The sequence below is a fragment of the Saprospira grandis DSM 2844 genome (assembly GCF_000275825.1).
Classification (GTDB): domain Bacteria; phylum Bacteroidota; class Bacteroidia; order Chitinophagales; family Saprospiraceae; genus Saprospira; species Saprospira grandis_A.
Window position 1 is genome coordinate 4,034,428 of sequence record NZ_JH719942.1, and the last position, 25,268, is coordinate 4,059,695.

At 44.8% G+C, this 25,268-nt stretch carries 22 protein-coding genes and 1 pseudogene; 13 read left to right on the forward strand and 10 right to left on the reverse strand.

The annotated features are described in order from the left end of the window. The 4 genes and pseudogenes from SAPGRDRAFT_RS17900 to SAPGRDRAFT_RS17920 all read left to right on the forward strand — a co-directional run. Nucleotides 1-1,259 (forward strand): annotated as a pseudogene (locus tag SAPGRDRAFT_RS17900) (hypothetical protein); the annotation flags it as partial. Nucleotides 1,260-1,337: 78 nt separating this feature from the next. Then, entirely contained in the window at nucleotides 1,338-1,730 is a 393-nt protein-coding gene (locus SAPGRDRAFT_RS17905; RefSeq protein ID WP_002660813.1) for a hypothetical protein, read from the forward strand. Between the two features lie 105 nt (nucleotides 1,731-1,835). Continuing rightward, nucleotides 1,836-2,702 carry an IS5 family transposase gene (locus SAPGRDRAFT_RS17910; protein ID WP_002660814.1) on the forward strand — a complete coding sequence of 289 codons (867 nt, stop codon included), beginning with the start codon at nucleotides 1,836-1,838 and terminating at the stop codon, nucleotides 2,700-2,702. 1,025 nt (nucleotides 2,703-3,727) lie between these two features. Further along, the gene (locus SAPGRDRAFT_RS17920) at nucleotides 3,728-4,627 is read left to right on the forward strand and encodes a helix-turn-helix domain-containing protein (RefSeq protein ID WP_002660816.1); all 900 of its coding nucleotides are present in this window, start codon (nucleotides 3,728-3,730) and stop codon (nucleotides 4,625-4,627) included. Between the two features lie 46 nt (nucleotides 4,628-4,673). Here SAPGRDRAFT_RS17920 and SAPGRDRAFT_RS17925 read toward each other — a convergent pair whose 3' ends face one another. Then, nucleotides 4,674-5,132, reverse strand: coding sequence for a peroxiredoxin (locus tag SAPGRDRAFT_RS17925; protein ID WP_002660818.1), 459 nt, complete (start codon nucleotides 5,130-5,132; stop codon nucleotides 4,674-4,676). Nucleotides 5,133-5,258: 126 nt separating this feature from the next. Between SAPGRDRAFT_RS17925 and SAPGRDRAFT_RS17930 the strand changes: the two genes are divergently transcribed. Next, complete coding sequence (locus tag SAPGRDRAFT_RS17930) at nucleotides 5,259-7,106, forward strand: tetratricopeptide repeat protein (RefSeq protein ID WP_253271366.1); 1,848 nt, start codon at nucleotides 5,259-5,261, stop codon at nucleotides 7,104-7,106. Between the two features lie 222 nt (nucleotides 7,107-7,328). On the opposite strand, the gene SAPGRDRAFT_RS17935 is transcribed toward SAPGRDRAFT_RS17930, so the two are convergent. The 8 genes from SAPGRDRAFT_RS17935 to SAPGRDRAFT_RS17970 form a co-directional block, all read right to left on the reverse strand. Further along, on the reverse strand, nucleotides 7,329-8,222 hold the full coding sequence (locus SAPGRDRAFT_RS17935; protein WP_002660822.1) for an EamA family transporter: 894 nt from the start codon (nucleotides 8,220-8,222) through the stop codon (nucleotides 7,329-7,331). 78 nt (nucleotides 8,223-8,300) lie between these two features. After that, entirely contained in the window at nucleotides 8,301-8,855 is a 555-nt protein-coding gene (locus SAPGRDRAFT_RS17940; RefSeq protein WP_002660823.1) for an NUDIX domain-containing protein, read from the reverse strand. Then, nucleotides 8,856-9,554 carry an SIR2 family NAD-dependent protein deacylase gene (locus tag SAPGRDRAFT_RS17945; protein WP_002660825.1) on the reverse strand — a complete coding sequence of 233 codons (699 nt, stop codon included), beginning with the start codon at nucleotides 9,552-9,554 and terminating at the stop codon, nucleotides 8,856-8,858. Nucleotides 9,555-9,868: 314 nt separating this feature from the next. Further along, nucleotides 9,869-10,585 carry a DUF434 domain-containing protein gene (locus SAPGRDRAFT_RS17950; RefSeq protein ID WP_002660826.1) on the reverse strand — a complete coding sequence of 239 codons (717 nt, stop codon included), beginning with the start codon at nucleotides 10,583-10,585 and terminating at the stop codon, nucleotides 9,869-9,871. Nucleotides 10,586-10,751: 166 nt separating this feature from the next. Beyond that, the gene (locus SAPGRDRAFT_RS17955; RefSeq protein WP_002660828.1) at nucleotides 10,752-11,228 is read right to left on the reverse strand and encodes a DUF962 domain-containing protein; all 477 of its coding nucleotides are present in this window, start codon (nucleotides 11,226-11,228) and stop codon (nucleotides 10,752-10,754) included. Nucleotides 11,229-11,233: 5 nt separating this feature from the next. After that, on the reverse strand, nucleotides 11,234-11,710 hold the full coding sequence (locus SAPGRDRAFT_RS17960; protein WP_002660829.1) for a TspO/MBR family protein: 477 nt from the start codon (nucleotides 11,708-11,710) through the stop codon (nucleotides 11,234-11,236). Further along, nucleotides 11,711-12,187 (reverse strand): hypothetical protein, encoded by a 477-nt coding sequence (locus SAPGRDRAFT_RS17965; RefSeq protein ID WP_002660830.1) that lies wholly within the window; start codon nucleotides 12,185-12,187, stop codon nucleotides 11,711-11,713. A gap of 110 nt (nucleotides 12,188-12,297) precedes the next feature. Continuing rightward, nucleotides 12,298-14,130 (reverse strand): T9SS type A sorting domain-containing protein, encoded by a 1,833-nt coding sequence (locus SAPGRDRAFT_RS17970; protein ID WP_253271367.1) that lies wholly within the window; start codon nucleotides 14,128-14,130, stop codon nucleotides 12,298-12,300. A gap of 652 nt (nucleotides 14,131-14,782) precedes the next feature. Here SAPGRDRAFT_RS17970 and SAPGRDRAFT_RS17980 point away from each other — a divergent pair. The 8 genes from SAPGRDRAFT_RS17980 to SAPGRDRAFT_RS23025 all read left to right on the forward strand — a co-directional run bounded on the left by SAPGRDRAFT_RS17980 (nucleotide 14,783) and on the right by SAPGRDRAFT_RS23025 (nucleotide 24,881). Further along, nucleotides 14,783-19,777, forward strand: coding sequence for a hypothetical protein (locus SAPGRDRAFT_RS17980; protein ID WP_002660833.1), 4,995 nt, complete (start codon nucleotides 14,783-14,785; stop codon nucleotides 19,775-19,777). A 26-nt stretch (nucleotides 19,778-19,803) separates the two neighbouring features. Then, the gene (locus tag SAPGRDRAFT_RS17985) at nucleotides 19,804-20,658 is read left to right on the forward strand and encodes a hypothetical protein (RefSeq protein WP_002660834.1); all 855 of its coding nucleotides are present in this window, start codon (nucleotides 19,804-19,806) and stop codon (nucleotides 20,656-20,658) included. A 1,020-nt stretch (nucleotides 20,659-21,678) separates the two neighbouring features. Further along, the gene (locus SAPGRDRAFT_RS17990; RefSeq protein WP_037350531.1) at nucleotides 21,679-22,170 is read left to right on the forward strand and encodes a hypothetical protein; all 492 of its coding nucleotides are present in this window, start codon (nucleotides 21,679-21,681) and stop codon (nucleotides 22,168-22,170) included. Between the two features lie 52 nt (nucleotides 22,171-22,222). Beyond that, nucleotides 22,223-23,374 (forward strand): hypothetical protein, encoded by a 1,152-nt coding sequence (locus SAPGRDRAFT_RS17995; RefSeq protein WP_253271368.1) that lies wholly within the window; start codon nucleotides 22,223-22,225, stop codon nucleotides 23,372-23,374. A gap of 193 nt (nucleotides 23,375-23,567) precedes the next feature. Further along, entirely contained in the window at nucleotides 23,568-23,936 is a 369-nt protein-coding gene (locus SAPGRDRAFT_RS18000) for a hypothetical protein (protein ID WP_253271369.1), read from the forward strand. 27 nt (nucleotides 23,937-23,963) lie between these two features. Then, nucleotides 23,964-24,350, forward strand: coding sequence for a DUF4279 domain-containing protein (locus SAPGRDRAFT_RS18005; RefSeq protein WP_002660840.1), 387 nt, complete (start codon nucleotides 23,964-23,966; stop codon nucleotides 24,348-24,350). A 109-nt stretch (nucleotides 24,351-24,459) separates the two neighbouring features. Then, a complete protein-coding gene (locus SAPGRDRAFT_RS23020; RefSeq protein WP_002660843.1) occupies nucleotides 24,460-24,639 on the forward strand; it encodes a hypothetical protein in 180 nt (59 codons plus the stop codon). A gap of 68 nt (nucleotides 24,640-24,707) precedes the next feature. Beyond that, complete coding sequence (locus tag SAPGRDRAFT_RS23025; protein WP_002660844.1) at nucleotides 24,708-24,881, forward strand: hypothetical protein; 174 nt, start codon at nucleotides 24,708-24,710, stop codon at nucleotides 24,879-24,881. A 243-nt stretch (nucleotides 24,882-25,124) separates the two neighbouring features. Here SAPGRDRAFT_RS23025 and SAPGRDRAFT_RS23860 read toward each other — a convergent pair whose 3' ends face one another. Continuing rightward, a complete protein-coding gene (locus tag SAPGRDRAFT_RS23860) occupies nucleotides 25,125-25,262 on the reverse strand; it encodes a transposase (RefSeq protein WP_367613658.1) in 138 nt (45 codons plus the stop codon). Between the last annotated feature and the right edge of the window lie 6 nt (nucleotides 25,263-25,268).

Consider the following 25,268-nt stretch of genomic DNA (forward strand, 5'->3'; position numbering starts at 1 on the left):
AGCCAGCTTGCTGGCGCAGGGCCGAGCAGACCTGCGAGCCCGGCAAGGGCCCGGCCGCCGAAGGCGGCAGGCCCCAAAAATACTATCTGAAGGACTTAATTGCTTCTTGCCGCAAAAGCCCAGAAATTGGCTCAGGGCATCATACTACATACTTTAGAGAGCTAGATGGGCGCATAGGCCGCTGGTGGTCTGCGGATCCCATTACCTTCCCGCATCAATCGCCCTATAATACCTTTGATGGAAATCCGATCTATTATACGGATGCTTCTGGGGCAAGTGTGAGCTATCCGGAAAAAGAAGAGTCTTATAAAGCTAATGTATCAACGGAAATTAGCTCTACCTCTTTTGCGAAGAGTTATGTGGCAGAAGTGGCCGCTGGAGCTGGCCCTCCTGTTAAGGGGCTATTCGGAGCTCAATTAAAACTAAAAATAGGACTTAGCCACAAAAAGAAAATACCATTCCATGTTAGTGGAACCATAAGCGCTGGTTTACGAGGAGAAAACAAGAAAGGATTTAAGATGCAGGGAGTTGTGGATTGGTCAATGAGTGGGTATTCCGGAGGGTTGGGAACTTCTGAACAGCAACCTATAGGAATGGATGCAACATTAGCGTTTCATGGAACTTTTGGTAAGGGGACGGGAGACGTAATGGATATTTACACACTGAACAATATGACAGCGTCTGCAATTCCAAATCAACAGCGTTATTCAGGTACTTTAGGACATATGTGGACTTATAATACAGCCATTAGCGAGCTTACCAATCAGGGGATTGTTGGAGCTAGAATTGGAGATTTCTCTCTTTATGCCAATAATGACATGAAGCTTTTTTCAATGTTTGGTCTTGCCATATCAGGATTGGAAAAAATAGGTATATTGAACAAAGGAGATTTAGACTGGATCGCCAGTCAGACAGATTGGGGCTGGACTGGAGGACTGATCCTTATGGCAAGGATTCGGGGAATGATATATGAAGGAGGATATCAAAGCTTTACTGGAAAGTTTATAGTAGGTAAGGATGGTCGTGCTGTAGGGGTTGATCCCGAAACAGGGAGGACTTTTTTTAAGCAAACAGAATATCATAAAGCTCTAAATCTAGCTTCGACCTTTATTCGAACTAATGGCGTTACTGTAGATATACTCACAGATGGTTGGTTCCAACACTTTATTCATTTATATATAGTGGAGACACCATTGTTTAAATACAACCGACGTGGTGTAATAATATCCGCTGACCATACCGCTAATATGCATCCCTAAGTACTTTTCGGGGCATATTTTCTCCTATGCCACCCTAAATTTTTACCACTGACCTGATCGTATAACAAAATCATTTTCATGAAAAAGAAGAACTACCGCTCATATCAACTTGCCCTAGTTGGCTTGCTGCTTTTGCTGCAATATTCTTGCACTATTTGTTCTGCTAAGAGAACAGCTAGAGGAAATGTCATTCCTAAAAAGTTTAAAGATTGGTATGTGACCAAAGCAGAGGACCTTTACCCTAAAGATTTGATAGATACAACTGCGATCTATTATGTGTGTGATGACCCCGATGACTATGATCCACCAAGGTGTCATTTTATGCGTTTTTTTGCAGACGGTAAGCTGTATAGTAGTACAGCACTAGACAGTCTAAATAATGAGGTGGTCAATAATATGGTTTATGGCTATACTGGTTATTATTTAATTAAAGATGGGGAGTTAATTATTAAAACTTATGACTACGCATAGAGCTTGTTTAAATTTTTTAGTCAGCAGCTAGACTAAGGCAAAAAAAAATGCTGCAAAGCGCTTATTATTGTTGATTACGACAAAAACAAAAAAAGGCTTTGCAACATGGTTGTGAATTTATCAAAAGAATTTATTACGGAAAAAATATTAGCATTTTTTCCCGAAAAAAAATTGGCTCGAAAAACCAAAGCGCCTCTGTGGCAAATTGTTAAAGCGATAATTTATAGGCTTAAAACAGGTTGTCAGTGGAGAGAATTACCGATACAATCTTTTTTTGACGAAGTTCTAATTTGCTGGCAAACAGTATATTACTACTTCAATAGCTGGTCCGAGTCTGGTATTTGGCAAAAAGTGTGGATCCAATTTCTAGCCCATGAAAAATCTTGTTTAGATTTATCTAGTATACAGCTTGACGGAAGTCATACCCCAGCGAAAAGAGGGGGCGAAGCTGTGGGTTATCAGGGCCGAAAAAAGTCCAAAACCACAAATGCTCTCTTTCTCACAGATAAAAATGGGCTGCCAATCGCTATGTCTCCGCCTTTTGCGGGAAACCATAATGATTTGTTTGAAATCGAGAGTCATTTCCAAAAAATGCTTGCCGATCTGCAGCTTTCAGACTTCTCTCCTGATGGTTTATTTATGAATGCTGATGCAGGGTTTGATAGCAAAAAACTTAGAGAAAACTGCCAAAAAATGGGCATTATCCCTAATATTGACCACAACAAAAGAAATAGAAAAAAAGCTTATTATCAAGATATTATAGATGAGGAACTTTACAAAGAACGCTTTTCTGTTGAGCGAACTAACGCATGGATTGACGCATTCAAAATTTTACTCATTCGTTTTGAAAAGAAAAGCCGACAACTGGGCGAGTCTACACTATTTAGCCTTTATACTTATTTTCCTAAAACGAAATTTTTAAACAAACTCATATTGTGGATTCTATATCATAGAATGGGCAAAAATATTTGAGGATAAAATAGTTATATATAAGTCATCTATTTATTCTTCATCAAGACCTGACTACTACCCTGATCCAAGTAATTCTAAAGAGGAAAACGATGTATACTACAAACTAGATGTTGGTGAATTATACAGCCAGCCAGATTGGTAGTTGGTTTTAAGCGGGGCCTCCCGCCTTTGGCGGGCGCTACGTTGCGGGGCTCGCTGCTCGCTCGGCCCTGTGCGGGCTTCGCCCGCTTGGTCTGGCCTTCGGCCACCCCTGCACATCGCTAGGCCTGCGGCCCTAGGGGCCTGCTATATGGGCCTGTAGGTTGAAACCTACAGCCAATTAACGAATGCATTTTTGTGTTCAATGGAGGGTTGAAACCCTCCATAAATAAACATTTTAGCCCTTCTTTGCTGATGGAGCCTAGTGGAATAGAAAATCCCCTCGAATGAGGGGATGACAATTTTTTAGTTAGCCTAGGGCCTTGGCCCTAGGGTTCCTATGAAATTTATGGGGGAGAAATAATAGCAATTGTTTTTTAGTGTAGAATTGTTTTGGGCCCATGGGCTGAAGCCCATGGTTGTGGGTCTATGCAAACTGGCGGGCTAAAGCCCTTGTTTGCTATAAATGATAAAGCTGTCTATTACAACTCATTATGGGCCGATGGTTTTAACCATCGGCTCATTTTATTGTGCATAGTATGGCCTCTTTTGTTGCTGTGGGTTTCAACCCACTGGGATATACATCCATCCTACAGGCGGCGAAGCCGCCGCAGGCCTAGGGATGGACAGCAGTGGCCGTTAGGCCAGACCAAGGCGCTGAAAGCGCCGAAGGGCCGAGCGAACAGCGAGCTGCGAAACAGCCCGGCCGCCTTTGGCGGCAGGCCCCAAAAAAATAACATCCTGATCAGTAGGAATTTGATTTGGTTATAGCTTCATGCCTGCTCAGGGCGCTTAAAAAGGGTTTTCTGTGCTAATTTCCGAGATTTCTGTTTTTCTCTTCTTCTTTTTTGCCCGACCTTAGTACGGCACTTAAAAATAAGTCTCTGATGATTATAGAAATAGATTCTCTTAGCCAATTGCATAAAATGGCGGGCTTGCCTGCTCCTCAGCATCCGCTTATTTCAGTGGTAGATATTAGTGAGTGGGAGATTGGCGAAGACATGCTGGCGCAAAAATTCTGTTTGCAGCTTTATAGTATTGCCCTAAAAGATGGGGGCTGTGGGATGAATTATGGCCGAAATAGCTATGATTTTTCAGAAGGGGTGCTTTTATTTACGGCGGCGGGACAAACCAGCAGCATGCAGGAAAGCCAGAAAAAAGGAGAGCGAAAGGGCTGGATGATTTTCTTTCATCCGGACCTTATCCGCAACAAGCAGTTGGGCCAAAAAATAGATGATTACCACTTTTTCTCTTATGAGGTGCATGAGGCTTTGCATCTTTCTGCTGCCGAGCAAACTATCTTAAACCGCTGTGTACAGTTAGTTGAAGAAGAACTAGAGGGGCGAATAGATGATCATAGTCAGGATGTGATTGTGGACCATTTACAATTGTTATTGACGTATAGCCAGCGCTATTATCAACGGCAATTTAATACTCGTTCTGCCCAAAATAGCGATCTGCTCAGCCGCTTTGAGCAGTTATTAAAGACCTATTATCAAGAAGGCCGCTTTGCAGAAGAGGGGCAGCCTACAGTCAGTTACTTTGCCTCGGAATTGCAGCTTTCTGCCAACTACCTCAGCGACCTCATCAAAAAAGAAACAGGCTATGGACTGAAGGAAAAGGTACAGCAATTTATAGTAGAAAAAGCCAAACTGTTTTTACTGCAATCAGAGCTTAATATCAATGAGTTAGCCTATCAGTTGGGCTATAATTACCCCCATTATTTTAGCCGAATGTTTAAGGCCAAAACGGGGCTGACGCCCAAGCAATATAGAAAGAGGGGCTAGGGGAAAAGAAAAGGAGCAAACAGCTAACTGTTTGCTCCTTTGGCGTTTATGCTTCTTTTTTTAGGCTATCTAGGGCTTCTTCAATATGCTGAACGGCGTTAAGTTGGGAGCTAAACTGATGAATCAATTTGCCCTCGGCATTAAAGATATAAGTTACTCGGCCAGGTAAAAGGCCAAACAAGCTACCAGGAACGCCAAACTTTTTGCGTAATTCCTTTTTGTTATCACTAAGCAAGCGGAAGGGCAGGCGGTGTTTGCTAGCAAATTTCTTGTGTTTTTCCGGTCCATCGGCACTCACGCCAACCACCTTGGCCCCTAAGTCGGTAAAGACCTCAAATTGGTCTCTAAAGGCACAGGCTTCTGCCGTGCAGCCGGGGGTGTCGTCTTTGGGATAAAAATAAAGGACTAGGGCCTGGCCCAAAAAGTCTTGTTCTGTGAGCCACTGCTCATCTTGGTCCTGCAAACGAAAAGCAGGTAGGCTGTCGCCTAAAGTGATTTTACTCATACGATTAGAAGTTGTTGATTTTTCCACTAACAAAAGTGAGGGCCTTTTGTTGGCTTTTAGGGCCTTTTTCTGTGCCTAGTACTTTAGACTAACTTTAAATTTACCTGCCTAATCTTAAGACAATCAGTGAGTTGTCTGTATTTACAGCTCTACGTCCCACCTAATTTAGCTAAAAAGGAGGAAGGGCCAACAACAGAACAGGAAAAACTACGTATTTTAGATATCTCTATTATTTTGCTCCGCCACTCAAAACCAAAAGCCATGACGCCCAAGTTGCTCCTTATTAGTTTGTTATTGTTTAGTGGAACGCTATTGGCCCAAAAGAAGGCGGCCATAAAGGCCTATAATTCGGCCCTACAATATTACCAAAGTCGAGATTATGAAACGGCAGCCCCTCTTTTTGAGCAGGCTATTCAGGAGTCTCCAGACTTTTACTATGCGCATCGCAGCTTGATTAGTTGTTATGAGCAGATGGGGCAGCTAGACAAAGCGGTGCCAGCCTATTTAGCGGCCCTAAAACTGGCCCCAGACGATTTTGATTTGCATTTCAATTTGGCGCAAACCTATATACAGTTAGAAGAATGGGCGGCGGCAAAAAAAGAGTTAGAGCAGAGTTTAGATATATCGCCTACCGATAGAAAAGCCTTGCAGTCTTTGGAGCAAATAGAGCGCTACTTGGCCCCAAAAGAGGAGCAAGTCATCCAAGAGGAGCGCAGCAGCCCTTCTGATCGGGCATATAATGCTGCTTTGGCCCTTTATCGAAAAGGGGAGTATCTGCAGGCGCGTAGCCAACTGCAAGCCTTTTCGGGCCAAGTTAGCCAAGCCGACTTCTATTACCTTTGGGCCCTTTGCGATCAGCAATTGGGCGAAAGAGTGGCCGCTATAGAGCAATATGAAGCGGCTTTGGCCCTAGATGATCGGCATTTTAATAGCAATTATAATTTAGGGATTCTCTACTACAATGATGAAAACTATGAAGCGGCCCAAGCCCTGCTAGAAACCGCCTACCAAAGACAACCGAAGAAAAAAGACTTGGCCAAGCATTTGGCCCTCAGCTATTATTTGGGCAATAATGTGGAGAAAGCCGAACCTTTTTTGGCCAAGCTAGCCCCAAAATTACAATCGGCAGAGCTCTATTATTATTGGTCCAAAACACTGATGCAGTTAGGTCGAAAAAAAGAGAGTGAAAAAGCTTTGGCTACAGCCAAAAAGCTAGACAAAAGCGGAGAGCTGCAGCTGGACATTCAAAACGATTTGGCCGAATATGGACAACTGGCTAGTGAGCACCGAAAAAATGGAAATTACCAAAAAGCTATTGAGGTTTTGGAAGAAGCTATTGCTAAGCATTCTGAAGAGGCTGCCCTGCACTTTAATTTGGGCCTCAATTACCTAGAAGTGGGCAATAGCCTAAAGGCCCAAAAAGAATTTGCCAAAACCGTAGAGTTGGCGCCCAGCCATGCCAAAGCCTATTCGGCCCTAGGCGATATTCATTATCAGGCAGAGAAGTATAGTCAGGCCGCTGCCTACTTTAAGGCTTGCATCGAGGCGGGAATGCAAGATGCCTATAGTTATTATCAACTAGGGAGTAGCTTGTATAAACTCAACCGCTTTCAGGAGTCTGCCAAAAGTTTTGAGCAAGCTATTGCTAAAAACCCCAAAGAGAAGCAATTTTACTTTGCCTTGGGCCTAAGCTATTTGCGCCAAAAGAAAAATGATCTTTCGATCCAGAATTTTGAAAAAGCCCTAGCCCTAGATCCCTATTTTATTGATGCTCAATATCATATTTGTGTCAATTATATAGAAACCAACCGCTTTTTAGATGCCATTGCCGATGCGGAGAAAATTATTGAAAAAGACCCCAAATTTGCTAAAGCCTATTTGACCTTGGCCCATAGCCATAAGCGTTTGGGCAATTTGGCCAAGGCCGATAAGTATAGAAAAAAGGCCATTCGCCTAGATCCTTCTTTGCGCTAATTGCGGTCCTACAGGCCCGAAGGGCCGCAGGCTATAGCCAAGATGGCCAAAGCAGCGCGATTAAATCTGGCTGAGGGATAGTAGGCAGTGGCCGCAGGCCAGACCTAGGCGCGCAGCGCCGCAGGGCCGAGCGAGCAGCGAGCTGCCGCATAGCCCGACCCGAAGGGGCAGCCCCAAAAAAGAAAAAGCGAAAACAAACTGTAGCTCGTTTTCGCTTTATGATTAGGCTTTGGCCTTTTTGGGCCAGTTGATCCAAAAGACGGCAGCCAGAATTAAGCCAACTCCCAGCCATTGTAGGCCGCCCACCTGCTCATTGAGCAAAACATAGGCAAAGAGAATAGAGACCGGAATTTCCATAGAGGCGATGATACTGCCCAAGCCCGTGCCCGTAATTGGCATGCCCTCATTGAGCAAAATAGGAGGGAGAACGGTGCCGAAAACCGCAATCAGCAGTCCCCAACTCGCAAAATCGGCCCAGCCAAAATTATCGATTAGGCTGAGGTTCCAGAACAAAACCGTGATGATCAATCCCCCCCAAACCATAAAATAACTGCGCTCCAAATTGGGCAGGCGCAAAACTACTCGGTTGGAAGAATAAAGAGTGACGGTATAGCTAGAAGCAGCAGCCAAACCAAAGGCCAAACCGCGCCAATCTAGGCTTAAGGATCCTTCTTGGCCCAAAATCCCCGTGGCTAAAAATGTACCGACCAAAACGATAGCCGCAGCCATGATTTTGATGAAAGGCGGAAACTTTCGCTCCAATATAGCTTCTAACAAAATGCCCATCCAGATGGCTTGCATGAGCAAAATAATGCCCACCGAAACGGGAATATATTGGATGGCCAAATAATAAAAGGTACTGGTTAGGCCCATGGCCGTTCCGGCCAACAACAACTGCCCTTTTTCTTTTAGAGAGGCGGGAGCAACCGCCTTTTTGGCCTTGCCACCAAAGAGCAAGCGCAAAATAAAGAGGATCAAAATGCCCCAAACAAACTGACCCAAGGTCAAATTGCCAATATGACCACCATTATTGGTAGCCATTTTTACAAAAGTGGCCAAAACGCCATAGCTGCAGGCCCCAGCGGCCACCAGCAAAATTCCTTTCAATTGTCCCATGAAGTATGCTAAAAAAGGTCATAAAAAAGCCCTTTGGCCCAAGCAGGGCCAAAGGGCGCACAAAATAGATAAATCTATTTACAACTCATCTTTATCCATTAAAATTTTTAGCTTGAAGAGGGCGGCTTGCGAAATCACATCCGTAATTTCATCATTTAGGGCCATCTCAATGGCTTGGGCCAACGGCAGGCGCCAAAGCCGAAGCTCTTCGCTGCTTTCGGGCTGGGCCTGGCCTTGGCTGAGCTCTTGGGCCAAATAGACAATGCCCGATTCATCAGTAACAGAATTGGAGGTGTGCAGCTGCAATAAAGGCCGCCATTTTTTGGCCCTCAAACCCGTTTCTTCTAGTAGTTCTCTTTGGGCCGCCGCCAAAGGCGATTCCGTTTTTGGGCAGCCCCCTTCGGGAATTTCCCAGCTATAGGCCGAAAGCGGATAGCGATATTGGCCCACCAAATAGGTGTAGCCCTCGGCATCTATCGGAATCACGCCCACCGCAATGTTCTTAAAATGAACAACCCCATAAATGCCCGCCTTGCCACTAGGATCCAAAACTTGGTCTTCCTCCAACTCTATCCAAGGATTGCTATATATTTTTTTGCGCGACAAAAAGGTCCAAGGATTTTTCTCTTCCATTTATCCGTATTTTTCAATCAGTTCGGCCACTAAAGCGGGCAGGCCCGTTGTGGCGGGCTCCGCCAAAACCTTCAAATTATCTAGATGGGGCAGTTGGGCAGGCTTGGGATCTACATAAAACTTGGGCGAAGATTTTGGAACATAATGAATCAAACCCGCAGCGGGATAAACCTGCATAGAGGTGCCCACCACAATAAAAATATCAGCTAATTCGGCCCAAGCCGCAGCTACGCCCAGCATAGGCACATCCTCCCCAAACCAAACGATATGTGGCCGCCATTGCCCGCCTTTTGGGCAGGTTTGGCCCAATAAAATATCTTCTTTACAAGGCTGAATATTTTCGGGATCTAGACTAGAGCGCTTCTTAAATAGCTCGCCATGCAAATGCAAAACCCGACTATTGCCAGCCCGCTCATGCAAATCATCTACATTTTGGGTAATCACGGCCAGCTCAAAATGCGCCTCCAAATCCTTTAGGGCCAAATGCCCCGCATTGGGCGCCACCTCATGCAATTGCGCCCGCCTCTGGTTATAAAAATCAAGAACCAAAGCCGGGTTTTTGGCAAAACCTTCTGGGCTAGCCACCTGCATCACATCATGCCCCTCCCAAAGTCCATTGGCATCTCGAAAAGTCTGTATACCCGATTCAGCACTAATGCCTGCACCCGTCAAAATGACGACCTTCAATTTTTTTGACATCTGTTTATATTTTTTTGGGGCTGCCCCGCCCTGCGGGCGGGTCGGGCTGTGTCGTGGCTCGCAGGTCTGCTCGGCCCTGCAGTTTTTTCGCTAGGCTCAAAAACTTGGGTCTGCGGCTGCGCCGCCCCACTTTCCATCCCTCAGCCGCGTCGCTTCGCTCCTTTAGCGCTTGGCCCTTAAATGTTAAAATTTGAGAAAAAAGTAGGGAATATTTGCATTTTAAAATCCAATCCGTACATTTGTATTGTCTTTGTGTTTATTTGTTTGGGTTTTTAGGGGAGGCTGTTCCGAATAGGAGCAGCCTCTTTTTTTGTTTAGGCCATGTCATAAAGGCTAATAACTTCAGCATCAGGGACATAATTGCGGACCAGATGGCCCATGAAATTGAAAGATCGGTCTACTCGGTCCAAAATCCAAGCATCGGAGCTGGCGGTAAGTTGGTTTAATGTCACCAATTCTTTATCGGGATTAAAAGCGAGCTCTACCTCCCAGGGCCAATTATTTTCTTGGGCCATTTGCAGCATTTCTTGTTTGAGTTTGCCAGAATTAGAGATGGGGCGGTCAAAGATCCACTGTGCTTTTTCTACTTTTAGGTCCAAGAGGGCTTGGCCCATAATTTCGATAGCCTTTTGGGTTTCCATCACTTTTTTGTAGCTACCATGTACAGAGGCCAGGTCTCGGATTTGGCCATCTTCACATTCTAATAAATAGCCTTGAGAGAGGGCGGCTTCCATGCCGATGAGTAAATTATAGCCATCAATATAAAGGGTTTCGCCGGCCAGCATTTCGGCTGGAATTTGTTTGTTGAGGCGATTGGCTTGGGCTTCTTGGCCAGAGCTCATGAGGAGCAGGGCCTTTTTTTGTCTTTTGCGGAGGCGGTAGCGATTGCCTACGAGTTCGGAGGCAGATTTTTCGGCATAGCCGCGGTCCAATAAAAAGGAAAGATCTCTAACGGCCTCTTGCAGGCTCCAGAGTTGGGTTTGTTGTCCAAATAACTGTTTATCCTGAGGGTGTTTTCCTCTATGTTTCATTTTCTTATTTCAAGGAGTTATATAAAAAGTGGGGGGAGTAGTTGGGCGCCCGCAGGGTATTTTCTTGCGCAGCAAGTTTTCATTTGGTCACAACAAGCCCTTTAGGGCGTCTTCGACGACCCAAGGAAGTAACCGCCCGCAGCAAAGCTGCGGGAGGCCCCAAAACTTAATACTTAATACCGATCGACTTATAGATAAAGTGCAGCAGCCAGGCGGGGCCGACCAACAAAAACTGCAGATCTTCTAAAAAAGAGGGTTTGGCGCCTTCAATTTTGTGGCCGATAAACTGGCCAATCCAGGCGATAAAGAAGAGGCCAAAGGCCAGCCAACCGTAGGCGATGCCCCAGCTAGCGCTGGCTTGGGCCAGATAATGATTGCCATACAACAGGCCGAGGCCAATGGGAAGAAAGCCCAGAAAAATGGGCAATGATAGGCGCAGATAATAGATAAAAGTGAGGCCGACCAAAATACTGCCCCAATTGAGTAGGGGAGTGGGCTCGATAAAAAAGGGAATACTATACAGCAGGCCAAGCAGGCTAAACATAATTGTGGGCACACAAATCCAGTGAATAGCCTTATTGCTGGAGTTTTGGTGGCTTTCGCCATACTTTTCGAGAAGGATATCGATGGCTCGCTTTGGCATATCTATTAGCTATTGAGTAGGTAAATACTGGCATTGAGCAGGGCGGCAAAGCTGACCCAAGCGAGGTAGGGGATGAGCAAGTAGGCGGCTCTGGGGCGTATGGACCAAAATAGGCGAATGCAATAAAAAATGCTGGCCCAAAGTAGGGCAATTTCGACCAAAGCGGCGCCGGGAGATTGGGCAAAAAAGAAGAGAAAAGACCAAAGGCCGTTGAGACCCAACTGCAGCAGGAAGACAAAGCGGGCTTTGGCGCTGGCCTTATGTTTTTGCCCTTCTATATCGGCCCAGGCGATAGCCATGAGGGTATAGAGGAGGGTCCAGACTGGGCCAAAAAGGTAGCCTGGGGGATTAAAGCTGGGTTTTTGGAGTTGGGGATACCAATCTTCCAATCCTTGGGCGTTGGCCCAGCCGCCTAGGGCGGCTACCCCAAAGCAAAGGAGCAGGGCTAAGAGTAAACGTTGCCAAAAAGACCAATTTTTCATTTAGACTTGACGTATTTTGAGTTCTTCATAATAGGCACCCCAATAGGCATCTTTATGCGCTTTGGCCTCTTCTAGGCTATCAAAAATGAGCGCTTTCATGGGCAGGCTACTATAATTGTATTTTCCCATCAGGTATTCTTCTTCGGTGCCATTGAGGCGATAAAGGACAAAGCCGGGGCGCTTGAAGCGGTAGACCATTTCCTCCATTTCTCGCATTCTTTTGTGCAAAGGGTCTTCGGTAGAGACCGTTTCGTCTTGGATCGTGGCTAGGGAAATGCGAATTTCCTCGCTACTTTCCTTCTTAATTACCACTTCTTCCGTTGTTTTTGGGGCTTGGGGGGCTGCGGCCTTACCGGCTTGATAGCCATCAAAATAAATTTGCTCCAAAATGGGGAGTAGGGCTTCAGGGGCCATTTGGGCCAAGGCGAGCAGGTCAATTTCTTGCTCTCCAATTTTTAGTTGATGTTCTTTCTTCATTAGGATTTTAGCTGATTTTATCCATTAAATTAAGCTTTTTGTGGTAAAAAAGGGCCATTTGAGGCATAAAAAAAGCCAGTCCGAAGACTGGCATATAGACCAATAGTTCTTTATGGCTTGATTAGGCGCAAATTGCGGACAATCCCATTTTGTTCTAGGCGAATGATATATTGCCCTGCGGGCCAGTCACTAATCGTTAAGCGTAGATTTTGGCCATTTTGTTGATGCTGTACTGCAACGGCCTGCCCTAGCTGATTAAAGGCTTGTAAATTAGTGTTTTCTAAACTTTGGGAGCTGCTGATTTCTACCCAATCTTTGGCGGGATTGGGGAAAAGTGTAAGTACTGCTTGCTCACTGTCTACAAAAAGCGATTTAACCGAAGAGAAGCTATAGCTGCCATCTTCTTCCCAAATTTTGAGGCGGAAATAATGTTGGCCAGCACCCAACTCTTCTTGTAGGTAGCTATAGTTTTGGGTTTCGTTTTGGTTGCGGGCGGCAATGAGGGTTTCGCTCTGCCAGTCTAGGCCATCGAGGCTATGTAGAAGCTCAAACTCCAAAAGGTTTTCTTCTTGGGCCGTTTGCCAGCTCCATTGGGCCTTGTTTTTTTCTGCTTGATCGACCTCAAAGCGAATTAAATCTAGGGGCAAAGGAGTGATTCCTTGATTGATAGAGCCCAGCGTAATACGGTCGCCATCTTGGAGATCAACTGTAGCAAATAAAATTTGCGTAGCGCCAACAGGAGTTCCCATACGAATAGGGACATCATTATCGGCAAAACCATCGCCATCTCGATCAATTAGGAGGCGAAGGTCGGTTAGGTCAAATTGATTGTATTGGGCTACATCAAAGATAATGTCTACCGGGCCTAGGTCGCCAGTTTCTTGCACGCGCCAGCTTCTGTTGAGGCGGGCTTCGATAATTGTTCCGTCTACATCTGTGGTGTTATTGCTGCTAATATCGCCATTATTGTGGCCCCAAAGCAAAAATTCGCCATTATCCATATTTAATGGATTATTGATGCGGATAAAAGAAGAGCCTTGGGCATCATCATGTTGGTTATTAGCGTCATCTTGGCCAATGCCGGCCACTTCATGCCCATAAGTATTCTTAAAGCTGAAGTAATCGCGGGCGATTGTCATATTGTATTTGGCCGCTAGGTAATTTTCAACAATTACTCTTTGGGCCGAATTGAGGGCATAATTGAACTGGATGAGCTCGGCATATTCGCCACCAAAATAGGTCCCATAATCAGCATTAAGGGCGCCAATACAGAGATCTTGGTTAGAGTTGGGTAGGGTGCTAGAGCTCTCTGCCGCTGTGCGAATCAGCTGGCCCCGATCATAAATTTTGCTTCTTTGGCTACTGGCCAGACTGCCGTCAAAAATAAGGCTAGGCATATAGCTTACACCATTACTAAAGCTATTAGAGGTAGAAAAACGGTTGTCTTGTGTATGGATATCTGCGGTAATATTGTTGCCACTCCAAAAAAAGAAGGTATAGGCATATTCTACGCTAACGGTATAAGTAATGCGTTTGCCAAAAATACCTCTTGGGCTGCCATCAATATTATTGCCCCGAACCACAGAAAAGAAAGTCAGGCCATTGCTGCCATCTAAAATATCGGCATCATTAACAAGCATTTGGTCGTCGCTGCCATCAAATAGGAGGGCGGGTTGGCCATTGATATTCGAGTTGCTAACATAAGTGGGTTGGCGGCCCGCTACGGCATGGCGGGCATGGTTGGCATTTCCGCTTTGGTCGGGCCAAAAACTGATAGGCGTTCCATCGGCCACTGCGGGAATGGCATCTGCGGCCAGCCAAAGACCATTATTGCTGCTATTGCCCACGCCTGCAGGGCCAAATTGAGCTTGTACAAGCTGCTGGGAAAAAAGGAGGACTAGGAGTAGGTGGAAATTCTTATTCATCATTGTTATTAGTTTCATACATTTATTTAGACAGCTGGGGAGCAGCTGCGTCACAAAATGAACGGAAAAAATCGTACAAATGTCTAACTCCAATTTTGGCCACTAATACATTATAATCTTATTATATATGTCTACTCCAGAATAATCTGATTGTCTTTGTTGTAGCTTGAAACAATATTTTGCCCAGCGTTTTTTTATCAAATTATCTTCCGACTGTTAAAGTTTTAGATTTTAACATTTAGCTAATTAACCAATTGATTTCCATTAGGGATTTGGGGCCTCCATACGCTACGCTTCTGGCGCTATGTCCGCTAGCTCGCAAGTCTGCTCGGCCCTGCAGCCCTGCGGGCTTTGGTCTGCGGCTTTGCCGCACTAGCTTCCAGCGCTAGGCCCTAAAAAGGCGGCGAAGCCGCCTGCGAGCGAAGCGAGCCATGGCCCAGCGCTGCGCAGCCGTGGCCGTCAGGCCAGACCCAGCGGGCGCAGCCCGCGCAGGGCCGAGCAGACCTGCGAGCGGCGTAGCATAGCGGCGGCCGCCCGCCCTAATTGGGGCGGCCGCGGGCCCCAAAAAAAAGAAAAAGAACCAATTGTCCACCCTAAAAAAAGGATCTTCTCGGCTAGTTGTATTAAATTGAGCTATGTCAAAATTTATTAACCGAAGAAAGCATTTTAGATGAAAATTAAAAAGATAAAGCCAGAAGAGTTTCAGGCTGCTTTGGCTTGGCCAAAGTATAAAAAGTTTTATCTGTCTTGGCAAGAAGAGCTGGCTGCGGAGCACAGCAGCCCCGAAACAGCCACAGGTTATTTTTTGAAAGTAGACTATAACTACTCGGACATCCCCAAGGAGACGCCCATTTTGGTGGTCGGTTTTTTGGCTCCAGCTTGGAAAAAGATGGCCAAGGAAGAGCTGAAGAAAAACAAGAAGATGGTTAGTGTGGGCAAGGCCTATATAGAAGGAGTAGCAGAGGGCGAGCCTACCATTTGTTTGATGGCGAGCAAAGGGACCTCTAAGGCGCCCATTTTGAAGCAGCTTAAAAAGGCCCTTAAAAATAAGTACAACTTTAAGTTTGTCAATGCCGATGGCAGTGAACTGGGCGCAGAGGAAAATGCTGTTGCGGCCCAAGAGCCTGAAGCTCAGGAGGAAGAAAAGGGGGTGGAGCAAAAGGCGATCAATGCCAAAGTGAAGCAAGCTTATGAGCAATTGCAAGCTGGGGTAATGGACAGTAAGCCAGAGCTCAAGCAAAAAGTAGTGGCCAACCTCAAGCAGTTTGTAGAAAACTTTAGAAAGAAGTTTGCCGAATTACCCGAGGAGTATACCACCGCCTCTAAATATTATGATGAGGTTTATGATTTTGTTTCTAACCTTCATGTAGAAAAAGCACCTGTAGAGCTCTTTTCTGCTGGAGATTTCAAGAGCATTGGTGGAAGTCCGGGTTGGGGTTGGAGCGATCAGTACAAAAACATTTGCAAGGCCTTAGAAGAATACGAAAAGGTTAAAAATGACCCTATTGCGGGGCCAGCCTTGCTCAAGCGCCTGATTGCGAATATGGACGCCTGGGAGCAGCGTTATCCTGCTGCTGGCCGAAGTAGCACGGAGCGTAAGCAAGCCGATGCCATTGCCCAGCTTCGTCAGCAAATCAATGCGGGCAATGGCCAGCTAGGTGATAGCGATATGGAGAAAGCTGCGGCTCAGGGCACTAAAATGTTTGAAGAGCGGGCGGGTTCTGCTGCTTCCTCGGAGCGGGCTGCAGAAATGCTAAATAGTAGCGTAGATGATCGGGCTAGAAAACTGGCAGAATTGCTCAAAGGCGGTAAAGTTTCTTCTTCTGATACGCTTTTCTCTGCCGTTACGCTTTGGTTGGTAGATAGTGATGACTTTGCCTTGGACCAAGAATATCGCAAGGCCGTAGTAGCGGTTTTTGGTCATAATAGCTTGGGCATCTTGCCAGATCTACAAAACGTATTTGGGGCCGAAACCTTACAGTTTTTATATCTAAAGCAGCATTATCAGGATAGCGTTTCTAACTTTGTTCGTCCGGCGATGGCGCTTGGCCTCTTGGGCAATGGCTGGTTTTCTAAGGAAGTGGGCGATGCCTTTGCCTATATGAATTCGGCGCTTTCATCGGCAGAAATTGATACCATCCTAGATATCAATAAGGCAAAATCAGATCGTTTTGCCCTGGCCATTAACCAAAAGATTGGGGGCAATGATAAATACCGTGCTCAAATGCAGGCGCTCTCTTTGCTCAAGCGAGAGGATGATGTTAGCCAAGAGCTGCAGACTATCAATAATACTATGGGAAAAAGCTATACCTCTAAGGGCGACTACTACCTTATGGCGAGTTTCAATCGCCTAGGTAATGATTTTGAGGGCCTCAAAAAGGTCATTAACGACTGGTTAGAAGATTCTACTCCTGAAGAACGGGCCGCTGTTTTGAATGGCAACAGTGAGTTTTCTAAAGCACTAAAAGATTCTGCCGGGGGCATATTTACAGGCCTAAAAGACAGCGAAGCTGCTTATTTGCGTTCTTTGATCGAGTTTCATTCAGAGCCAGTTCAGGGCCAAGAGTCTACTCGCGTTATTGACCAAATGAAGCAACTGGCCAAACAGCAGGCACAGAAAGGTAGCTACAGCAAGTGGAAACAGAATGAGGAAATGGGCCAAAAGATGCAAGATTTGCTCTTTGGCGATAATGTAGAGTCTCCCCAAGAAACCCTCATCATGAAGTTCTGTACGGCTACAGAATTGGCAGAATTTAATAACCCTAACACAGCTCCAAATCGGAAAGCTGCCATCTTAAATGAGGCCAAGAAACATCTGATTCCGATCCTAAACGAGGCGGCTATCCATGATGACTATTTGGTCAAAATTATGGATATGGTAGATAGTGATGGCGCTAGAGGCGACAACTACCGCCAACTAGAAAAGCTCACTGATAGTAGCTTTTTTGTAGCCGAAAAAGCCATGAAGGTCATTAAGGACCTAGATCCAGATTCTAAGGAAATTGTAGCGATTAAGCAAGACATCGGCATACTCCAACGCCTAAAGCAAAATGCCTTAAATGGTACCTTTAAGGGCGAGACCGAAAAAGCGGAATGGAAAGTGGCCATGGCCAAGCTCGGTCTACCTCCTGCTCCCTCTCTAATTAAAGAGGCTGAAGATGCAGGGGACCAAGAACTTGTCGATTTGCTCAAATGGCAAACAAAAATTGCCAATCCTGATATTGAAGCTACAGATAACGATAGCGCCATTGCCGAAATGATCAGCAAGCCCAAGCGGCACAAAATGATGAGCAAGGCTGAAATTAAGGCTGCTCAAGCTGAGGAAGAAAAGCGCAAGGAAACGCCAATGTACTGGGCTGCCCGTATGGCGGAAGAGCATAAAAGCGATACCTCCAAGGCCATGTTGGCCAATATTGCCTATGAAGCCAGAAACTCAGGGATTGATATGCAGGAGGTCTTGGCCGAATTGGGTAAATTAGGCTATACAATTAGCAAAGAGGTCGATGCCCTAACTTACCAGATTTTCCATGGAGAGAAACCTTCTGTTGTCGATATGCTCAAGCATAGCCGAGATGATACCTTCTTGCAACGCCGTGTTCCTCTAGAAGATATTGAAGCACTTACCGAGGGAGTAGATGCTACAGTCTTGCTAAAGGATTGGTTTGATATTCCTAAGCTCAAGAAGCAGATTGCCAGCAAAAAAGACTTGGTCGAGCAGATCAGTAGCCTCCAAAATAAAGCCGAACAAACGGCAGAAGATGTAGAGAAAATAGAGGCCCTAGAAAAGCAATTGCAGCAGGTTGCTGCCCAAATTAGAGCCTTCGACATCAAAAAGGATATTCAACTACAACTCGATCAAACCGCTTCCGGCGATAAAATTGCCGACTTTAAAAAGGGCTTGAGAGAACAGATGGCCACAGCCCTACAAGATCCTGCTCAACTAGATGATATTCGAGAGGTTTTGGGGGCGGCTGGACTTAGCGATGCTGAAATTCAGATGCTAGGGGCCGACATTCAGGCCATTTCTACAGTAGAGTACCAACGCCAACTACAGGAAGGGATCCAATGGAGCTCACTCAGCTCTAGAGCTCAGCAAAAAGAGCATGAGGGCGCCAACTTCCTCAAAGAAGGCTGGAAAGGAAGAGAAAAACTCGATGGCCTCGCTACCGCAGATCCAGAAGTATTGGCAGAAGAGCAGGAAAAATATAGTGAAAACCTAGCCGATGCTAGCGAAAAACTAGAAGCCGCTCAAGAACGCTTCCTCGAAACCAAAGAGAAGTATGACGGTCGCCTCCGTATGGTGGTTTCTATTGTTGCCGGGGCTATTTTGATGGCTGTTTCTAGTATGGCTGGAATTCCCGCCGCTCCAGTCCTGATGCAGATGCTCTGGGCCATAACGTCTACCGCAATTACTACGGTGATCAATGAGGCCGTAGAAATCGCAGTAAAAGGAAATAACTATGGAGGAGCTAGCGAGTTTGTCGCTCAGTTCTTAGCCAATCAAACGGCCAATATGATGACTTTCTGGGCAGGCGCTGCCTTAGATGCTATTGATCTTAAGGGCCTACTGACCAATCTCGAAAAAGGCATCACTGGAGGCGATAAAGATACCCTATTCTTGAACCCCCTTAAGGAAATTCTACTAGGGGCTCCTTCTGATATGGCTGATGTGATCGCCGATTCTATTACCACTAGCATCTTCCATGAGAAAACAAACCCTGTAACCTCTACAGCTGCTGAATTGCAGGCTTGGGGAAAGGATTTCTTTCTCTCTATGCCCTCCACTTATCTCAAGGGCGTATTGGCAGAAGGAGCAGGCCAACTCAAAGATGGAGCACTAGACCTGATCTTTGGAGAGGATGCTTCTAGTAACTTTAACTTTGATGACGCCTGGGGCGAAGATGAGGATGAAGGAACAGAAACCTATTTGGTGGCTGCCGAAAACCCTAGCCAGTTCTTTAGCGCTATGGCCGCCAATATGAAAAACCCTCAAGTCTACATCAATATCGCAAATGGTATCCTAGAAGGAGAGGCCGATGAAAACCTCGATATCTCATTAGGGACCAAAATTGATGAGTTTGTTTCTAAGAAGATGGAAAAACTCAACAACTTAGATCTTCCCGAAGATGTTGAGCTTCCCGACCCCGAAGAGGTGAAAACCGAAATGTTGGCCTCGCTCAAAGAAGCCCAAACCAACTTTAAGGAGAATATGGCTAAGGAATTGGCCAAGAAATCAGCCGATGAACTAGCCGCTATGGGCTTGGCGCCTGGCCAAGATTTATCTAGCCTTTCTTTGGGCCAGCTCTTGAACATGAGCAATAAGCTGCCCCAGCCTTATGAGTCCACCGATGCTGTTCGCACCGCTATGGCCAACTATATTGATATAGAAGCCTCAATTTGGAGGGGCTTTAGTGCTTGGATGGAAAAGGATAACAAAATGTATGCGATCGAGGAGTATGTCAATCTGTATCAGAATGCTAAGCTTTGCCTAACCGATGCAAGCTTTTTGTCAGATGTAGTAACTGGAAAAATTTGGGGCCAATATACCCTAGATTATGGCGATGGAGAGACCGAGGCAGTAACATTAGGAGAGACCTATCATCTGTCCGATATTTCTGACTACTACGAAAACTGGCAACAGCTTCCCGAAAATGCAAAAGCCTAATTATTCAACCCCACAATCAATTATAAATGGAATCTGTAATTAGAATGAGAGGAGCGCTCATGAGCCTCCCTTTCATGACCAACGATAAGGAGGGCCTCCTCCGCCAATGGCTGGGCCAAATGCGCCCTTTCATGGAAGAGCAAACTAGGCTGCTCAATAGCACCGCTTTCAATCAATCTGATGTCTGCTGGGGCGTAGAATCTAGCGACCATAAATTGCTGGCCAACCGCTATGCCGAATTTGTGAAAATGGCCGGACTAAATGCCAATGAACTCAAGGTCTTTAAAAAAGGGCTGCAAATTGGCGGCGGCGAAGGTAAACTCCAACTCTTTCTAGAACTAGGCGAAAGCCTACAAAATACCGGCTGGTCCCTCTCTGGAATCTACCCACTAGGCCAAACCCTAAAGCTAGTCCCCGCCTCTACGCACCGAGATCAAATTGAAGCCTGGTACGCCCAGCATGAAGCCGATGCAGCCGTGCTTTTTGGCCGCTCCCTAGCTGCCGATACCTACAGCTTTTTTAGCACAGAACTCTTTGGGGCCAATGCCCGCGAAAATGCCGAACTGCATATTAGCCAAGCTAAAGCCCTAAACGTAAATCCCTTGCCAGAGGCCTTATTGGGCGTTTTGCTAGAGGATGAACCCGCCTATATCGAGAGCTTCTTCAAGTTCGGAAAGGCCGGTTTGCTCGAAATGGGCCTGCGCATTCCCAAGCCTAGCGAGCAAATGATGACTAAACTCGCTCTGGTCCTCGGTAACTCTGGCCTAGACGGTATGGCCGCCTATGAAGGTAGCCTAGGGAATGGCTTCGAGAAACGCTTTTTGCAAATTAGCCGTCGAAGCACAGGGATTATCGCACACAACCAATATGCCCTGATTTAAACTGAAGTTTGTTATTGTAAATCATTAACCTAACCCTAGTAGTTTTCTGCTAGGGTTTTTTGTTTTTGGGGCCTCCTGCCTGCGGCAGGCGCTACGTTCGGCAGCTCGCTGCTCGCTCGGCCCTGCGCAAAAAACAAGTTTTTGCTGGGTCTGCGGCTTTGCCGCACTGCCTACCATCGCTAGGCCGTTTGGCCTTCGGCCATGGCGGCTTTGCCGCCTGTTAGTCCCTCAACTTTTTCTGGGGAGTTTTGAAAAAGGAGAGATAAAGAAAGCGTTTTTTAGTGGCTAGGTAGCTTTGGGCCGAAGCTTAATGGAAAGCTAGAAGTAGAAAAAGCGAACAAGGACTTTAGTCCGCTCTTCGCTCAAGTCAACAACCCTGGGCTTCAGCCCAGGGCGCTAAGCATAGCAATTGTTTTTACCCCTTATTTTTTGTGCGGACTTGTTTTAGGGCCATGGGCTAAAGCCCATGGTTGCGGGCCTATGCAAACTGGCGGGCTAAAGCCCTTGTTTGCTGATGGAGCCTAGCGGAACAGAAAATCCCCTCGAAGGAGGGGATGGCGATTTTTTAGTTAGCCTAGGGCCTTGGCCCTAGGGTTCCTATGAAATTTATGGGGGAGACAAAAACAAAATTAAACTACCGAAGAAAAAACAGCCCTTGTTCAAAGCGGTAGAGGATTTTAATCCTCTCCGCACTATAGATGTAGAATGGGGTTGTTGTATGGCTGCTGGTTTCAACCTGCAGCCACAGCTAGCAGGCGGCGAAGCCGCCGCAAAGGAGCGAAGCGACTTGGCCTAGCGATGCGGCGGGGTGGCCGTTAGGCCAGACCCAGGCGGCGCAGCCGCCGCAGGGCCGAGCAGACCTGCGAGCCCCAAAGCGTAGCGCCGCAAGGCGAAGCCGCAGCGGAGGCCCCAAAAAAGAAACAGTAGTAAGAAATTTGATATTAGAAATTGGCGCCAAAATGGGCCGCTTGAGCATCTGTTGAAATAGAATATAACTTTAGCTAAGGTAATTAGGGACAAATGAAAAATATATTGTATATACTTGTAATCTTTTCTATTTTTGCTTGTATGCCGCAGGGACCAACAGCGCTCTTTTATGCGGTATATGATGAAAAGGGCGAGTATTGTAATGATGTTCAGCTAAAAGAAGATAGTTCTACGCTCTATTTGATCGATAAGAATTATATGGACCTTGGGTATGAAGTTTTGCTGCCTATTTTTAATAAAAAGGACAGTATAATGTATGTTTCTGATGAAGATTTTATCGTTACTTGCCATGAATGCAAGGCGAGTGAAGCTGTTCTTTATGCCTTATTGGGGCCTTATGTAGTATCCTCGACAAAGGTGGAGGATGTCTATCAGGTAAAGTTATTTTTTTTGACAAAGGATCAATTTGAAGATTATTATGCTCCAGTTTACGATACGCTGCTACATCAGTATTATACTATCAATATGGATGATTTTAGTATTGTGGACCAAGGACAAGAGGGGCTGTTTACTGGCGGGGCATAGGCTCCAAGGCTGAGGTTTTGCGCTGAGGATTAAATTTATAGAACTAAAGATCATGAAGGGAAGAATAGCAAGTAACTTTATAATTTTTATCGCATTGCTGTGGCTAATATCTTGTGAGCAGAAAGCTCCAGAAAAGAAAGCTATAGAAAGGAAATCGCCCAGCTTGGCGCTTGTTAGAGATACCACAATTTATATTGGGGAAAATAAGAGTTGGTCAGGCCTTTACAGGGCTTATCGAATGAGACAAAGTTATGCAGAAGGTTTAGGGATACAGCTTTCAAGAGAAAAGGGCGTCTTATTAGTAAATAGAAAAGATACTGTTGAGTGTATTTACTTTCCTATCGTAAAGTGGCATGATCTAGATGATTATGTATGGAAAGAAGATAATATTTATAGCCTGAGTCGGACTAAGATGTTTGAAGGGAAAAATAAGGGGGGGAGCATCATGTACTTTAGCAAATGGGATCGGCAAACAGAAAGCCATCAGTTTAAAGAGATCTTTAGAGGAAATTATATACATACAGCCTACATGATCGATCTACCTTCGGCTGGCTTTGCTGTAGTTTTCAATTTGAATCAAAAAATTATTGTTCTTTTTCTTGATGCAGATGGCAAAGAACAAAAACGTTATGAATCAGAGAATATAGGTATAGAGGGCGAGGGTGGATTGTCTATTCTTCAGCTTGAAAGAATGGCCGATGGTGGGATTGTGTTGGCTGTTGAAGTGTATTCGTATGATGAGCAGCAGCAGCCTACTAAAATAATTTTGAAAAAGTTAAAAGATGGAGAGTTGCTTTGGACCAAAAGCTTTGAGGGGTTTACAGATAGAACTTGCAATTACCCTTCTACACAATTCTATTCTACTGATTCCAGCTTTATTTTGTTAGGAAGACATTATAATGCTTTACATTTAGATGCAGATGGGGAGCTTATCGCTGAATATGCAGGTAAATTAGAGGCTTGTGGGGACTGCTATTTTTTAAAAGAGGAAAAGAAAAAGATCTATCTCTTTTGTAAGGAGGACGAGCAAGCTTATTTAGTAGAAGTTAATCAGCTAGGAGGGTCTAGAAAGTGGCCTGTGAAAGGCCGATTTTATAATGGTTTTCGCCTATTTGAAAATGGTGAAAAAGGCAGTTGGACCTTGGCCAATCGGGGCGATGATAGTCTGCGACTCATAGATTATCAGTGGATTTCAGGAGATTAAGCTATTGGCCAACTATTTAAATAAAAGACTAATGAATGAGCAACTAAAAGAGCGAATAAAAAAAATATCTATTGCTGGACGCTTTGCCATAGCTTTGCGTATTCTAGAAATAGAACTACCAAAATATCCTGCATTTCAGCAAAGTCCTACTTCAAAAATTCTAATTAGTAAACTGAAAGAATTTACCAATAGTATGACCGTAGATATTTGGATGGAGGAAACAAATCGAATAACTCCTGCTACAGTTCTAGAAGATGAGGGACGCTATGATGCAGAATATTTCGCTGATTTTTTGAAGGAAGAAGATTTTAATGAATTTTACAAGCAGTATAAAGCTTTGCCAGAGCGTTTTTTGTCTGCTATAGATTATACGATCTGGCTAGGTCAAGCACATATTTATGTGGGAATTCCAGGTTACTCAGAGGAGACTTATGAATATTTATTGGACGTAATCGAATTAACTGCTGTTGATAACTTGCCTGAAATTATAGCCCGTTATGAGTTTTCTTCCTTTGAGGAATTTCATGGTCGGGGCAATCGCTTTAATTATGATGAGGTCTAGGCTAGGGGGCGAATAAACTAAAAACTTATGGAAACTAATGTAAGGGCCAGGTTTGTCCTTTTTTCTGAGGGAAAGATAGAACAAGATAAGATTTCTCAACAACTTGATCTTTTGCCAACTAGAGAGGGCGTAAATATGAAGGTAGAGCCAGCAGAAGCATTTTGGGAGTTGGCCATTGACACAAAAATTACCTTCTATACGGAAGAGGTAACAAATGAACTTCTGACTCTACTTGAGGGAAAAGAGACTGTTTTGCTTAAGCTAAAGAATGAATTTGCTCTTAAGAGTAAATTGTATATTGTTCCAGTTGCAGAAAATAAAATACTTCCAAGTATTGATATTAACAAAAGACTGCTTAGGTTTCTCTATTTAACAGATACGGCTTTAGATATAGATTTATATGTCAATTGGTAAAATAGGACGATATGATTTTTGAAAAAATTGGATACGGTACGGAAGAATTTCTTGTTTGTGAATCAAGCGAAATTCCTTTAATAGAGGCAGAGTTAGAGAAAGGAAAATTATGAGAGCTGTTTTTCTGCTCTTAATTCTAACCATCTACAGCTGTAGACATCTTGAGCGGAAAGACTTTTTTAAACAAAAAGAATTGACGCTTAAAGCAGAGAAACTGCTTTATCAGTACTACTCTTTAGACAGTATGCCGCAGTGCTTTTGTGAGGTTTCATTAGTATTTATTGTGTAGAAATCAAGAGATATTCAGGAAGCTTTAAACAAGAGATCCTTCAAAATGTTCAACAAAAATAGGTTTTGATGTTAGTAATTAAGCTGTTAAAATATAGTGTTTTATTCTTGTTGATTTGTTCTTGTAGTATTTATAGATTTGAAGACTTTGATCGACTCGATAAAATAAATAAGCGTAGAATCAAAGGCATTGTTTTGAATGCTGAAAATGTAGGAGCTTTGGATAGGGGCCTTGTTGCATAAATCATAATTCACTGATTAGCAGCAACTTTTAGCTTGACAGCATTAAGCTCATTTAAAATTTGAATACGCATCAGGACTTCTTGTTTCTGCATTTTAAAGCTGATCGAAGAGAGCCGTTCAGAGAAAAAGTGCTTGAGCCGCATCATTGCAGTTTCGCTTAAATTTCGACGATGATAGCCTAAATCTTGTTTCCAAGCAGCCGCTCCTAACTCCCAGATATATAAAATATCATCATTGCGATAACTATCGACTAGCTCTCCATTTTTCCTTTTTTAGGCGAGCATTTTTACGTGGGGGAATCAATGGAACCGCCCCAGCCGCACAAATTGCTTCTCGACATTTTGTTTGGTCATAGGCGCCATCTGCATAAACTTGGTTAATATTAAA